The sequence below is a fragment of the Streptomyces sp. SKN60 genome (genome assembly GCF_026236535.1).
Classification (GTDB): Bacteria; Actinomycetota; Actinomycetes; order Streptomycetales; family Streptomycetaceae; genus Streptomyces.
This window is the reverse complement of sequence record NZ_JAHTMW010000002.1, coordinates 474,739-488,208: the sequence shown is the minus strand read 5'-3', so window position 1 is coordinate 488,208 and position 13,470 is coordinate 474,739. Positions and strand designations below refer to the sequence as shown.

Here is a 13,470-nt window from a genome sequence, read left to right as displayed (position 1 = left end):
ACCGATCCGCTCCCGGACAGACCACCGCGCCGCATGAACGGACTCCGCCAGTCGGCGCAGGCCGGGGTGCGCGGGGCCGGTGGTCGTGCGGTACGTCCTGCGGTGTGCCCTAGGGGGTGGTGCGCGGGGCGGGTACGGGCACGGGGCGGGGCCCGGTTCCGGCCCCGGTCCCGGCTGGGCCGGCGCCCGCGTCTCCGTCTCCGTCACCGTCACCGTCGCGGAGGGTGTCGAGCAGCCGGCGCAGGGCGGCGCGCGGCTGCGGGGCGTCGAGCCGGGCGTCGAGGTGGGCGAGGGCCCGTTCGGCGCGGCGGCGGGCCCGGCCGGGACGCCCGGCCCGTACGTCGGCGAGCGCCCGGGCGTACTGCGCGAGGGCCGTCGCCCAGGTGTCGTGGTGCCCGGTGGGCTGCGCGAGGGCCCGGCGGGCGGTGCGTACGGCACGGGCGGGCGCGGTCGCGGAGTCCACGATCGCGAGCGCGGCGAGGCTGACCGCCGGGGTCGGGCCGCCGGGCGCGAGCGGGGGCACGGTGTCGGCGGCGTGGCGGTAGTGCGCGGCGGCGGCCGCGAGGTCGCCGCGCTGCCAGGCGAGCGTGCCGTGCACATGGGCGATCCGGCCGACCAGGGCGTCGTCGCCGCACAGGACCGCGATCGGCCAGGCCCGGTCGAGCAGCCGCTGCGCGGTGGCCGGATCGGCCCCGGTGGTGAGCCAGCCCGCGAGCCACTGGCCGCGGGCGGTCAGCCACTCGGCGGCGGGCAGTCGCGGCAGCAGCGCGAGGACGTGCCCGGCGCCCTCCCGGGCCCGCTCGTGGGCCACCCACCAGAACCACAGGTGGAGCACCGTCTCCAGGGCCGTCTCGGCGTGCCCGGGGTCGAGGGTGCCGCGCCGCACCAGCGCGGTGAGGTCGGCGAGTTCGTCCTGCACGAGCCGTACCGCCTGCTGCTGGAGCCCGGTGTTCCACAGGGTCTCGGCGACCGCCGCGGTGCTGCGGCAGTGCCGGGCGTGCCGGCTCGCGGCGGCGGCCGACTCGCCCGCCGCCGCGAGCCGTTCGGCGCCGAAGTCGCGGGCGGCCCGGGCCATCCGGTAGCGCGGTTCGAGCACCGAGCCCAGCTCCGAGGCCCGCTCCAGGGCCCCGATCGCGGTCAGATGGGCGAGGGCGCCCGGCACCCGGTCGGGGGAGAGGTCGGCGCCCTCGCACACGAAGACCGCGGCCCGCTCGGTGAAGTCGCCCGCGAACACGCTGAGCCGCCGCCACGCCTTGCGCACGCCCGGCTCGCACAGCGCGTGGACGGCGCCGAGCGAGGCGCGCCACGAACGGTGCCGCTTCAGCAGCGGACCGGTCGCCGACAACCAGCACTGCCCGTCCTGGAGGCGGTCGGCGAGATCGTCGGCGGGGAGATCGGTCAGCTGCGCGGCGGCCAGTTCGATGGCCAGCGGATTGCCCTCCAGGAGCCGGCAGACCCGGGCGACGGCGGCCGGATCCGGCTCGCTGGTCACCCCGTGCGCCTCCGCCGAGGCCCGGAGGAGTTCGGCCGCCGGCTCGGTGGCCAGCGGCGCGAGCCGTACGACGTGCTCGTCGCCGAGCCCCAGCGGCCGCCGCGCGGTGACCAGGACGCGCAGCGCGGGCAGCGCCATGAGCAGCGACTGCACGACCCCGGCGCACTGCCCGTGCACGGGGTCGACGTCGTCCAGGATCAGCAGCAGCTCGTCGTCCGGCAACGCCCGTACGGCGTCGGCCAGTTCGCGCGCCGCGCCCACCCGTACGGTGTCGGCCGGATCGCCCGCCGTGCCCACCCGCCCGTACCCGCCGGCCGCCGCGTCGAGCGCCTGCGCGATCCGCCCGGCGAGCGCCCGCGGCCCCACCGGCACCCCGTCGTGCCACCGCACCCGCACCATCGCCCGCCACGGCGCCTCCTCCGGCGCCACCGCCGCAAGGGCGAGCCGGCTCTTGCCGACCCCGGCGGCCCCGGTCACGCTCACCAGCCGATGCGCCCCGAGCGCCGCCCGCACCGCCGCGAGCTCCGCCTCCCGCCCGACGAGCCCCTGCGGTCCGGCCGCCCGCTCAAGCAGCCGCACCCCGCCGCCGCCCTGCCCTGCCCACACGCCCACTACCCCCGTCACGTCGTCCCACATCTCGTCATCCCGCCCCCGAACCCGCAGGTCCCCCGTGCAGAACCGTCACTGCAGAAGGCGTCACGGGACGTCAACGCGGAAGGGTGGGGTGAGGTAGCGCGGATGACGCCGGTGTCACCCTCCCCGGTGACGGGGGCTCACCGCAGGACGACGCAGCCGCGCCGTTCGAGCCGGGTCAGCAGCGCCGGGGAGGGGGCGCAGGAGTTCCAGCGGAGGTCCAGCTTCTCCAGGGCGGGCAGCTCGGCGATCCACTCCGGCAGTCGGGTGAGCCGGTTGCTGCGGACGTCGATGTGCCGCAGCAGGGGCAGGCCGGCGAGCGGCTCCGGGAGCTCGGTGAGGGCGTTCTCCCGCAGATCCAGATGGCGCAGTGCGCGCAGGGCGGCCATGGACGGCGGCAGATGGGTGATCGCGTTGCCCCGGAGCCAGAGTTCCCGCAGGTCGCCGAGGGAGCCGATCGACTCCGGAAGAGTCGTCAGGCGGTTGTGCTGCGCCCGGAGTTCGACCAGGCCGGTCATCCGGCCGAGGGTCTCGGGCAGGGTGGTGAGCCGGTTCTCGCCGACGTTGAGGTAGCGCAGCCGGCGGAGCTCGCCGAGGGTGTCGGGGAGGTCGGCGAGGTCGTTGTCGTGGAGGTAGAGAAAGGCGTCGAGGCCGGTCAGGCGGCCGAGTTCGGCGGGCAGCGAGGTGAGCCGGTTGTGGCCGAGATCGAGGGTGGACAGCCGCCGTAGCCCGCCGATCTCGGGCGGGAGGTGGGTGAGCCCGTTGTCCGCGAGGATCAGTGTGTCGAGATCGGTGCGTTCCCAGACCGAGGCGGGTACTTCGCCCAGCTGTCGGCGCCACAGGTTCAGCGTGTGCGTCACGGTGCGATTCCTTCGGGGGAGAGGGCCTGAGGGCCTGTAACTACGTGCCGGGTGTGACAGTGGCAGGTCAGCGGCGACTGCTGCCCGAGCCTGACCCGGGAAGCCGCCGGTGAAGGGGACGGATCCCGCTCGACGGAAGACCGCTCGACGGCGGACCGTTCACCTGGAACGGTGACGAGCGGACCGGCCGCCGGATCCTGAAGCCCCCTTGACCCCCTGATCTCGACGTTGTGAGGGACACATGCCCTTGAAGCCCACCGCACCGGATTCGATCGAATACGTGCGGCACGACACCTTCACCGTGGAGGCCCACCTGGCGGCATCCCCGGACACGGTCTTCGGCGCGTTCGCCGACACCCCGGCCCGGCGCCGGTGGTTCAGGCTCCCGGGCCGCCGGATCTCGTACACCCACGACTTCACGGTGAACGGCGGTGAGACCGCGTCGAGCCTCTTCACGACCACGGGCGCCGCACCGGAACGGCTCGCCTACGCCTCCCGTTACCTCGACATCGTGCCGGCCGCGCGCGTCGTCTACACGTACACCTCCCACGTGGACGACATCCCCCGCTGGGCCTCCCTCGTGACCGTCGAACTCCACCCCCACCCCGACGGCACCCACCTGCGCTGGACCGAGCAAGCCGCCTTCCTGACCCCCTCCGCCCGCCCGGAAGACGACCTCCCCCACCTCCGCGGCGCCACCCGCCTCCGCCTGAACGGCCTCCCGGCGGCGCTGGGGTAGCGCCTGCGGTCGCGCTGACGCCGTGTGTGTCCGCCGCCGGGACAGCCTGTCGCCGCGGCGGCGCGGGAGGTCACTCGGCCAAGGCGTCGTACAGCTCGGCGTCGTCGGGAATCCAAGGGAAGGCGATCGCCGGGTACGCGGCCGAGCGGTCCTGCAGGTCGAAGGCGAGGACGGCGTCGACGAACTCCCGGGGCGGCAGGTAGCCGTGATCGGCGACGTAGTGCCCGATCAGCTGGGGCGCGGCGTAGGCGGTTCCCGGAGCCCCGGGTACCCGGATCTCGCCCGTACCGGCGCCTGCGCGTCGGTGCCCCGGCCGGGGTTCGTACCAGGGGCGGGAAGCGTCGAGCGGTACGGGACACAGGTCGCACTCGTGCAGGCCGAGCGCCTGGTTCACGCCCTGCCCGTCCAGCACCGCCAGCAGTTTGGAGACGAAGTCCGCGGATGCCGACCCCGTGGTCCAAGGCTGTCCGGACTCCAGCCAGCCGACGTTGAGCCGCCGGTAGGCGTTCCGCACGGTGACGAACCGCAGGCCGGCACCGGCCTCGGTGAACACATCGCCGTCCTCGGCCGGAAGGTAGGCGTAGGGACTGAGATCGGCGTAGAACACGACGCCATTCCATCAGAGGGCGTGCTCGAGGCTGATGCCAGCGGGGCGAGGCTCCGCGCCGGCGACAGGGAAGACCCGGGCTGACACGGCCAGCTCGCCGGAGTCGTCGTAGAGATGACATGGGGCACCTTCCTCGCACCGATGAGTTCAGCGCTCCTCGCCGGTCATATGTGCGACCAGACCGGAACGAGGAAGGCCCGCCATGACCCACACGCTCAACGCCCCCCGCACCAACCCCGCTTCCGCCCCCGCCGCCGCGCTGCCCGCGGCCCGGTCCGGGGCGCGGGGGCTGATGGGCGGCGCGGTCGTCGCGGGTCCGGTGTTCCTTCTCGCCGGGGTCGTCCAGGGGCTCAGCCGTGACGGATTCGACTTCACACGCAATGCGATCAGCCAACTCGCCCTCGGCGACGGCGGCTGGATCCAGACGGTGAATTTCCTGCTCACCGGCGCCCTGTTGACCGTCGGCGCGGTCGGTCTGCGGCGCGAGCTGCGCGGCGGGCCGGGCGGTACGTGGGGTCCGGCGCTGGTGGGCGTGTTCGGGGTCTCGTTCTGGGCGGCCGCGGCCCTCCCGGCCGACGCCGGGGCGGGCTTTCCCGTCGGCGCGCCCGACACGACCGTGATGAGCGGGCACGGCGCCGGCCACATGCTCGCCGGGATGGTCGGTTACGTCGCCCTGTGCGCCGTGTTCGTCGTCCTGGCGCGCCCGCTCGCCGCGCGGGGCCACCGGGCCTGGGCCGTGGCCTCGCGGATCGCTCCGGCGGTCGTCCTCGCCGGATTCATGGCCTCCGCCGCCTCGGTCCTGGCGTTCACCGCCGGTGCGGGCCTCGGGCTGGTGTGGCTGGCCGCGGTGACGGCCCGCCTCACCGGCGACCGGCCTGACCGGTCCCACCGGTCCGACCGCCCGGGGCTTGCCGCCTGAGCCGGCGGACAGCCGTCCGGCCCGCCCGTCCGGCCCGCCCGGCCGTCCCGGCCGGACGGCCGGACGGCCGGTCAGTGCGGCGGCGGCGCCGGGTGCAGCGCGTTGCTCACGCTGCAGCCGCCCTCCCCGGGCATCCGCTGGATCCGGGGCGGCGTCCACACGTCGGTGGCGCCGGGGCTCACCCGGGCGAGGACACAGTCCTGCGCGTCGAAGCCGTTGCCCTGCACCGACAGGAGAACGCCGACCCGCCCGCCCTCCGCCCGCACCTCGCTGCGGATCGCCGGATCCAGGTCCAGGGCGGCGACCGCGCGGCGCACCTCGGCCTCGTCCACCCGGCCACCCCGCGGCACCCGCGGAAGCTTGGCGCGCAGCGGCTCCCCGTACGGCAGCCTGGGCGGCGCGGGCGGCGGGGCGAAGGTCAGCGGAGGCCCCTCCGGGCAGTCCACGTCCCGCGGCTCCTCGCGCCACTCCGACGTCGGCGACACCCGCACCGCGAAACAGCGCAGCACGGTGACCTCCTCGAGGTCGAACCAGCTGTTGTACGCCGAGCCGGACGTCCGGACGACCACCTCCACGCCGTCCCCGTCGTGCGTCGAGGTGCCGTTCACGCGCAGCACGTCCACCCCGTCGATGCCGGCGGCGGACCGCCCGACCTCCTCGGCCGTGCGCGGCCGCTGCCCGTACAGCCGCTCGCCCGCCCTCCTGGCCGCCTCCCGCGCGGCGTCCGCCGCCTCACCGTCGGAGTTCTGCACCACCCCACACCCGGTGATGAGCACCAACAGCGAGGCGAGCGGCAGCAGTCGACGCATGCCCCCACCCTTCCTCGTACCGCTGCGGGCGATCGTACTCAGCGGCCGGCTCAGCCGCCGATCCGGGCGAGGGCGCTCGGGTCGAGGTGCTGAGCGAGCACGTTCAGGGCGCTCGGGGAGGGGGTGATGAGGGTGCGGCGGCGGTCGGCCGGGTCGGTGCGGCTCTCGACCGCGCCGGCTTCGCGCCACCGTCCGCATCCTGCCGGCCGCCGGTCGGACCACCCCGACAACGGTCTTCGACCACCAGGCCGCCCACCACCTCGCCGCCCTGCTCGGCCGGCCGGGCGGGCCGACTCACGTCCCGGGTTGGTCTGATCGGTCGGATCTGCCGGTGGGTCGTGCCGGAACGTCCCGGGCGGCGGCGGAGCCGAGGTTATGCATGAAATCGCATGAGCTTTTCATCCCCTGACTGTCCATGAGCATCAACCTCAGGAGCCGCACGATGCGCACCATCAGATCGGCCTGCCTCGGCACGGCCACTGCGCTGGTCACCCTCCTCGCCTGCGCCCCTCTCGCGACCGCCGCAGAGACGGGCGCCGATTCCGCCCACGGCAAGGGCAAGCACCAGGTCATCACACTCATCGGCCAGCTCGCGGAGCAGAATCGCTTCCCCGTCAACCCCGACGGTCCGGCCGCCCAGGGCGACCGGACCGTCGTCCGCTCGAGCCTCTCCGACGAGGCCGGCAACCAGGTCGGCGAGACCGGCGGCTTCTGCACCACCACCCGGGCGGCGCTGCCGGGGGACAGCGGCGGAGCGGAGGAGTGCGTCGTGACCTACACCCTCCCGGACGGCCAGCTCACCGCGCAGGGGATGGTCTTCGGCATCCTCAACGCCCAGGGCCTCCCGACGACCCCTCCCCCCTCGTTCGACAACGCGATCACCGGCGGCACCGGGAAATACGACCGGGCTCGTGGCTCGGTCCACGCCGACACCATCGGTGTGGGCAAGCGGCGCTTCACGATCGACCTCTACCTCTGACCCGACCTGCCCCCGACCCCGCCCGGTGAGAAGGCCGGCCCGTCCATCGCGACTCGGCCTGCAAAAGCAGAAGAGACCACCGCGGCGGGCGGTGGTCTCTTCTCGGCTGCGCCGGCAGCCCCCGTCGTCTCCGGCCCGCGTCTCCCACCCCGGACGCCCGCTCAGTCGGGCAACTCGATGACCTGAAGCGGCGCATCGAGGAGGCGGGTGAGCTAGGGGATCCGGACAGGCCCGGGGCCGCCTGAAAACTCCACCGCGTATTCTCCGCAGCCACCCGCAGAAACCCGGTGACAGCCGGACACCGCCGGACACCGCCGGACACCGCCGAACGCCCCTCGGGCCCACCGGGGCGTGTCGGCGGCGTCCTCGGACGATCACAGAAACCCCACCTGACCAGCAAAAAGACCCTCCCGAAGGAGGGTCTTCGTCGTGCGCCCCCGGCAGGACTCGAACCTGCGGCCAAGTGCTTAGAAGGGACTTGGCCGCAGCAGCGCGCCCAGGCCGCTGACCAGCCACTTTGATGCTTCCTGATGCGCGCTCTCGGAGCCTTCCCCGCGCATCCACCGGAGGGCCTGATTCCGGGTGCTGGTTTGAGCATGTTCTCTCTAGTTTCTGAATTATCGCGACTCAAGCGACTCATCGCGTCTCAGTGCAGGTCAGAGGGGGTGCCCACGAGACGAGCATCGCGACTCATCGCGTCTCAGATCGCGACTCAGCCCAGAACGCAGAAGAGACCACCGTGCGGGGCGGTGGTCTCTTCTCGGCTGCACTAGCAGCAGCCATCGTGGTTGGCCTGCCCTGGATGCCCGCTCAGTCGGGTAGCGGACCGCCCCAAGCGCGATCGGTCAGCTCGCCCCAGACTCCCGGCGCGACCGTCCGCGGATCGACGGCCTCGCTGGGGGCGGACGTCTTGTACGTACCGTCGGGCTGCTCGGAACGGTCGTAGTCCTTCACCCAGAACACCCGGCGGACGAACCTCCCCGTATCACCGCTTGGGGCATCCGACTTGAGCACGGAGTATCCGACCCGCCGGCCTGCTCCGTTCCACCCCACCGGCTTCCGCCGGGTCGTGGACAAGCGGGCTACTGTCTGGCGCACGTAGTCGAAGCCGCCCACGTCCTCGGTCCAGACAATCTGTTCCTCGTGCTCCAAATCCGCACGATCCTTCGACAAGGCCCCTCCTGAGCTAGACACGGTCGCCCCGCCGGGCACCCTCCCCAGGTGTCGCGCCCCGTATGCCTACTCCGTCAGTCCGGCGGCAGCACCATGCCCGAGAAGGCCGATGGCTTCTCTGTCGTGAGGAAGTCACGAGCCTCGCCGCCCACCTTGGACGACTGCTGGTTCCCCAGGGCGTACTGATCTGTGGGTGAACGGGGTGTCTGGGAGGCATCAAGCCCGTGAGATCGCCCAGCAGTCGCTACCTGGGCGAACCTTCCATGCCAGCGGCAACGGTTGCACTAGCGTGTCGCTTCAGCGGCTAGTCAGCGAGGAGGCACGGGGTGAGCGACATCGGCGCAACGGTGGGAGAAGAAGATCGGGGCAGTTCGCCTCGTCGGAAGCACGTAGCGGCACTGGGGCGATTGCAGCGCTACACGATCACCGATCTTTTCGGTGCTTACAGTCATTCAATCAACCTCGATAGTCGTGAGCCGACGATCCTGACTGGCTCTAATGGAACGGGTAAGTCGACAATCCTCCGAACAATCAACATGATCAGCAGGGGGAATTTGGAGGCGCTTTCGAAGGTTAAATTCGACCAGATTAGACTTGATTTCGAGTCTGGCCTAATGACCGTGCGGCGTCGCGAGGACGGGGGCATCAAAGTTCGCCTGGATCGCCAATCGCAAAGGTCAAGAACCTGGGAATATTCGCCGAATTCTGACGAGATCACAAGAGAGAGGGACCACCTCTTCGCTCAATTGTTGGGGGAAGAACCTCCTGTTGATCCGGCATCGATTGAGGATTACGCGTTCTCGAATCCAGAAGACTATCGGCGAATCCGAAACTATCTTGCGCACAGGGGGCTTGAAGGTTCAAGACGATTCGGGGAAATGCAAAGTCTCTTCCCGGCCCTCCTGGTTTCCGATCAACGGCTAATTCCCGAGAGGCGGATGCGGCCCAAGAAGCGGGGGTCGGGTGAGACTATGCAAGTTGTGGCTGCCATTGAAACGGCCGTCGAGAACATCAATGCGGAAGTTCGACGCCATAAGCTTCTCTACGGGGCCGAGTCGCAGAACCTCGACCGAGATTTTCCCAGGCGGGTATTTAGTGCCATCAGCTCCCCGACGGGTGTTTCAAGCCGCGAAAGCATCATGCGAGACTTTCAGGAGGTGCAAGCGCTGCGGGCTTCCCTCGCAGCGGCCGGGCTAATCGATTCTTCCGAGGCCGAGGAGTCAATTTCTGACCTACCCCTAGATAGTGCAGACTCGCTAGCGCTTATTTCTACCTACATTTCCGACACGGAAAGCAAGCTAGCTACTTTCGAGCCTCTCCGGCGCCTCCTTGAGCCGTTCATGGATTTCCTGCGTCGCCACTACAGGGACAAGCGAGTAGAGATCGACGCAGAACGAGGATTCGTCATCCTCTCCGAGAGGACAGGCGAAGAGATCAGGCCCGTTCATCTGTCGAGTGGCGAGCAGCAGATGTTCGTCCTTTCTCATAAACTTCTGTTCGAGTCCCGCCCTGGTACTTTGGTGATGATCGATGAGCCGGAACTCTCGCTGCATGTCCTGTGGCAGTCCACGTTCATTGACGATCTAACCGAGATCTCTGCTGTGTCAGGCACCTATTTCATGTTGGCCACTCATTCACCTACGCTGATCGCAGGCCGCACCGATCTTCGCCGATCGCTGGACGCGTGAAGAATGTCGGAGTACGCAAGCGCGTTTGACCTACTCCTGGATGCAGAAATGCGCGCCGATGGACTAGGGCCCTCGACAGGAATTCTGATTGTCGAAGGGCCAGACGATAAGCGGGTATTTGCTCGGCACGTCGCTAATCTCGCGCAGATCTTGCCAGCCGGAGGAAGAAGGCTTTTGTTGAGCGCTCACGAAAAGGCGAATGAAGCGCAGCGCAGTAAGCTCATATTTGTCACCGATTGTGACTATGAAGTTCGTCGCAGCTCTCTTCGTGGTGCCCCAGACCTAATTATTACCACAGGCACCGATATGGAGAGTGACCTAATCTCGCTCGGTCTCATTGAAGCTGTAGCCATGGAGTACGTCCCTTTGGCGCTCCAGTCCCAAGAATCGTGTCATCGAGTCGCTGTCAGCCTTAGCGACAGGGCCCGAACCGTCGCCTTCCCCCTGGGGAGGATTCGAATGGCGGGTCAGCCCCTCGGTATTCCCCTAAAGCTGGAGGAGGTGAAGCTCGCTAAGTATTGGGACACGAAATCGGGAAGGATGGATTCCAGCCGGCTCGTAGACGCCATGCATTCTAAGGTGTCTGCCGTGATTGGATTCCAGGAATGGCGTGACTTGGTCAGCCAGACGCCTGCTGATTTCGGCATGTGTCACGGTAAGGATCTAGTGAGGGCTTTGGCATTCCTTTTGAAGGTGGAATATAAAGTTGACAGGGCGAATCCCGAGGCGGTGGCGAGCACGATTCGAACCAGCTTGTCTAATTCGCATTTGAACTCTTGGGAAGTGATTCGCAGAATCAAAGCATGGCAGGGTGTGAACCGAAGGTACGTGCTTAGCTCGTGACTCTCTGTCGCGTGCAGTTCGCATGGGTATTCGCCGTATTCATTCATGCTGGTACCAGGCTCGTGCGGGCTGAACTCCCGGGGCTGGACGCCGCTACGCTAGCTGGCACTACCGCAGATAGAGGGGTGTGGACCAGTAATGGGACCCAAGACGCAGAGGGTCTACGAGACGATCCGAGCCTGGATCGAGTCGGGGCGCTATGGGCCCGGCGACAAGCTGCCGTCTGAGCGGACGCTGAGCGCAGATCTTGAGATCGGCCGCACGGCGCTGCGTCAGGTGCTCGCCCGTCTGGTGAATGAGCACTTCATCAAGGCTCATGACCGCAGCTCCTACCGCGTCCTCGGCGCCGAGAGCGTCCCGACGCCGGCGGAGATGGAGCCGTGGAAGATCCACGGCTCCCGCCACGTCTACGAGAACCGCTGGGTGAACCTCGACCTGGTCGACGTTGAGCCCCCCGGTGTCGACCGCTTCGAGCACCACGTCGTCCGGCTCTTCCGCGTGGCCGTGACCGCCGTGATCGACGACCAAGACCGCGTGCTCATGCTGTGGCGGTACCGCTTCGTGCCAGAGCAGTGGGGGTGGGAGCTGCCCGGCGGAATCGTGGACGCGGGCGAGGACGCCGCCACCACGGCGGCCCGCGAGGTCGAGGAAGAGACAGGTTGGCGGCCCGGCCCGGTCGAGCACATCGTCAGCTACCAGCCGATGATCGGCATGGTCGACTCTCCGCACGAGATCTTCGTGGCTCGTGGCGCTGAGAAGGTCGGAGAGCCGACCGACGCCGAGGAGGCCGGCGAGATCGCCTGGATCCCCCTCGGTGACATCCCGCGCCTCATGTCCGAGGGCAAGCTCATGGGTTCCGGCACGCTCGTCGCCCTGCTCCACATCCTCGCTTCCCGCGCTAGAGACGACCGGTAAGCAGCTCCACACGCCGGCGGTACCGCACGGAACCCGTGCGGTTCGCCAGCAACCTGGCCTTCTGCAGATGGGACCGCGCTTCGTCCAGCTCCCCGCGGGCGAGGTGCGCCTGGGTGAGATCGCAGTGCAGACCGGAGTTCGCGCGCACGAAGGACTCGTCGGCACTGCGGAGCGACGCGTACAACTCCTCCATTGCTGAGGCGTCGCCGAGCTTGGCAAGGACGTTCCCCCGCCACCTCGACAGGTGGCCGGTGTTGAGGAAGATGCTCAGCATGTCGGCGTCGCGCACCTCGCCGTCGTCAGGCAAGAGCCCGGTCGCCCGCTCAAGTGCCGACCGCGCCGCCGACTCCATCTCGGGTCCCGCAGCCGCGCACAGCTCGGCTTCGGCAGCCGCGAGCCACGCCCGCAGCCGAGGCGACTGATGCTCGGGCTGGGTGCGCTGCGCGTCTCGCACCAGTTCGACGGCGAGCTGAGGTCGGCCGGCGTCCGCGAGAACGTATGCCTGCTCGCCCATGGCGTGCGCCAGGTAGAGCGGAGACTCGGCGTCCTGGGCGGCCTTCTTGGCGAGCTCGTACCTTCGCCATGCCCTGTCCACTGCGCCGGCGTCCAGCGCCTGCCATGCGGCAAGGGTGGATGCTCCCGCGAGGGCGGTCGCGATGGGCCTGCGTGCCCCTGGCAGCACGGCGAAGGTCAGCGCTTCCTCCATCGCCGCCGGATGACCGTTCATCTGGTCCACCAGACCGGCCGCGCCCATCTGCCGGTCCATGGTCCGGAGTAGCTCGGTCTGGGCCAGGAACGACGGGACCATGGACTCGCTCAGGCTGCCTGCCGCGTCGATGCGGCTCAGTAGGTCCGCGTAGCCGTCCGCCTGCGGCTCGGGCGCTTCGGTCTCACCTCGCAGCTCGGCGTCCGTGACGCCGAGGAGCGGCCGGAGGATCGTGGCGTATCGATCCGTGATGGCGCGGCGGCCGTTCTCCCACTCCGACACGTAGGTCTTGAGACTGGCCGCCGAGGCGATGTCGAGCAGCCGTTGCTCTGCGAACCGCCGCATCTCGTGGATCAGTCGGTCCTGCGACCACCCTCGCGCGGTCCTGACCGCCTTTAACCCCTCAGTCACGTCGCCTCCCGCAAAGCCCCAGGTGAGAGCTAGTTAACGCCCTTGAGGTTAACCCCAGTTGGCTGCCGCGACGCCCAACTTAAGTCGTTCTCTGGAGGAGCACACCGACACGCAGCCCACATGAGGGGTTGCATCTGGTGCGCACCAGATGCAACCCTATTGGTGCGCACCAGATGGGCCTGAAGGCCCGGGTCTGGTGTGCCCCAACTCAACAGCGTGATCCACCGCAGCACCACGACCGTGACAGAGCCGGCCGAGGCGAGTGGAGACCAGCCGACCGAGACCGGGCCCGCGTCACAACCGGGCCCCACACCCCGTAGGGGGACACGCCATCGGCTCTAAGACCCGCGTGGCACCTGCCCCGATCACCCCCGAGAACCAGACCTCCTCGGGGCGAGGGACACCACGCGTATCGGAGGTCTGAGTAACACGTCCCACCCCGCCGCCCGGGAGGTCGATGTGTACCAACGAAGGCTCTGGGCGCCGATCGTGCTGGACCGGCACGACGGCCACGCCCACTGAGTCCCCCTGATCCGCCGCCTCGGCGCACCGGACTATCCGGTGATTCGCGGACGTCAGGCCACCTGCGCAGCAGTGCTGCGGCCGGTTGCCTCCTCCGCCCGTCCGGGCCCCTCGCGGGGTGCGTACGGGCGGGGTTGAGGGGAGCCGGAAGTACCCACGTGCTCCAACGGCGAG

The 13,470-nt window shown here is 69.4% G+C and carries 12 protein-coding genes; 5 read left to right on the top strand and 7 right to left on the bottom strand.

Annotated elements, in window-relative coordinates:
• Positions 1–109: 109 nt before the first annotated feature.
• The gene (locus tag KV205_RS05325) at positions 110–2,116 is read right to left on the bottom strand and encodes an AAA family ATPase (protein ID WP_265862549.1); all 2,007 of its coding nucleotides are present in this window, start codon (positions 2,114–2,116) and stop codon (positions 110–112) included.
• A gap of 149 nt (positions 2,117–2,265) precedes the next feature.
• Positions 2,266–2,985, bottom strand: coding sequence for a leucine-rich repeat domain-containing protein (locus KV205_RS05320; protein ID WP_265862548.1), 720 nt, complete (start codon positions 2,983–2,985; stop codon positions 2,266–2,268).
• Positions 2,986–3,232: 247 nt separating this feature from the next.
• Between KV205_RS05320 and KV205_RS05315 the strand changes: the two genes are divergently transcribed.
• Positions 3,233–3,724: an SRPBCC domain-containing protein gene (locus KV205_RS05315; RefSeq protein ID WP_265862547.1), complete on the top strand. Its 492-nt coding sequence runs from the start codon at positions 3,233–3,235 to the stop codon at positions 3,722–3,724.
• 70 nt (positions 3,725–3,794) lie between these two features.
• Here the strand turns inward: KV205_RS05315 and KV205_RS05310 are convergent, their stop codons facing one another.
• Positions 3,795–4,331 (bottom strand): hypothetical protein, encoded by a 537-nt coding sequence (locus tag KV205_RS05310; RefSeq protein ID WP_265862546.1) that lies wholly within the window; start codon positions 4,329–4,331, stop codon positions 3,795–3,797.
• Between the two features lie 202 nt (positions 4,332–4,533).
• Between KV205_RS05310 and KV205_RS05305 the strand changes: the two genes are divergently transcribed.
• The gene (locus tag KV205_RS05305) at positions 4,534–5,250 is read left to right on the top strand and encodes a DUF998 domain-containing protein (protein WP_306806251.1); all 717 of its coding nucleotides are present in this window, start codon (positions 4,534–4,536) and stop codon (positions 5,248–5,250) included.
• Positions 5,251–5,321: 71 nt separating this feature from the next.
• On the opposite strand, the gene KV205_RS05300 is transcribed toward KV205_RS05305, so the two are convergent.
• Positions 5,322–6,059, bottom strand: coding sequence for a translation initiation factor IF-2 (locus KV205_RS05300; RefSeq protein WP_265862545.1), 738 nt, complete (start codon positions 6,057–6,059; stop codon positions 5,322–5,324).
• A gap of 50 nt (positions 6,060–6,109) precedes the next feature.
• Positions 6,110–6,289 carry a hypothetical protein gene (locus tag KV205_RS05295; protein WP_265862544.1) on the bottom strand — a complete coding sequence of 60 codons (180 nt, stop codon included), beginning with the start codon at positions 6,287–6,289 and terminating at the stop codon, positions 6,110–6,112.
• Positions 6,290–6,501: 212 nt separating this feature from the next.
• On the opposite strand from KV205_RS05295, the gene KV205_RS05290 reads away from it, so the two are divergent.
• Entirely contained in the window at positions 6,502–7,038 is a 537-nt protein-coding gene (locus KV205_RS05290; protein WP_265862543.1) for a hypothetical protein, read from the top strand.
• An 810-nt stretch (positions 7,039–7,848) separates the two neighbouring features.
• Here the strand turns inward: KV205_RS05290 and KV205_RS05285 are convergent.
• Positions 7,849–8,211, bottom strand: a complete 363-nt coding sequence (locus tag KV205_RS05285; protein WP_265862541.1) for a DUF6009 family protein — start codon at positions 8,209–8,211, stop codon at positions 7,849–7,851.
• A gap of 326 nt (positions 8,212–8,537) precedes the next feature.
• On the opposite strand from KV205_RS05285, the gene KV205_RS36275 reads away from it, so the two are divergent.
• The gene (locus KV205_RS36275) at positions 8,538–9,899 is read left to right on the top strand and encodes an AAA family ATPase (RefSeq protein ID WP_265862540.1); all 1,362 of its coding nucleotides are present in this window, start codon (positions 8,538–8,540) and stop codon (positions 9,897–9,899) included.
• A gap of 981 nt (positions 9,900–10,880) precedes the next feature.
• Positions 10,881–11,657 carry an NUDIX domain-containing protein gene (locus KV205_RS05275; RefSeq protein ID WP_265862539.1) on the top strand — a complete coding sequence of 259 codons (777 nt, stop codon included), beginning with the start codon at positions 10,881–10,883 and terminating at the stop codon, positions 11,655–11,657.
• Here the strand turns inward: KV205_RS05275 and KV205_RS05270 are convergent.
• On the bottom strand, positions 11,641–12,774 hold the full coding sequence (locus KV205_RS05270; RefSeq protein ID WP_265862537.1) for an XRE family transcriptional regulator: 1,134 nt from the start codon (positions 12,772–12,774) through the stop codon (positions 11,641–11,643). The two genes, KV205_RS05275 and KV205_RS05270, sit on opposite strands and share 17 nt — an antisense overlap.
• Between the last annotated feature and the right edge of the window lie 696 nt (positions 12,775–13,470).

Excerpts from the sequence above, each read along its gene's own strand:
- KV205_RS05305 (WP_306806251.1), top strand. The coding sequence starts at position 4,534 with ATGACCCACACGCTCAACGCCCCCCGCACCAACCCCGCTTCCGCCCCC.
- KV205_RS05300 (WP_265862545.1), bottom strand. The coding sequence starts at position 6,059 with ATGCGTCGACTGCTGCCGCTCGCCTCGCTGTTGGTGCTCATCACCGGG.
- KV205_RS05290 (WP_265862543.1), top strand. The coding sequence starts at position 6,502 with ATGCGCACCATCAGATCGGCCTGCCTCGGCACGGCCACTGCGCTGGTC.
- KV205_RS05275 (WP_265862539.1), top strand. The coding sequence starts at position 10,881 with ATGGGACCCAAGACGCAGAGGGTCTACGAGACGATCCGAGCCTGGATC.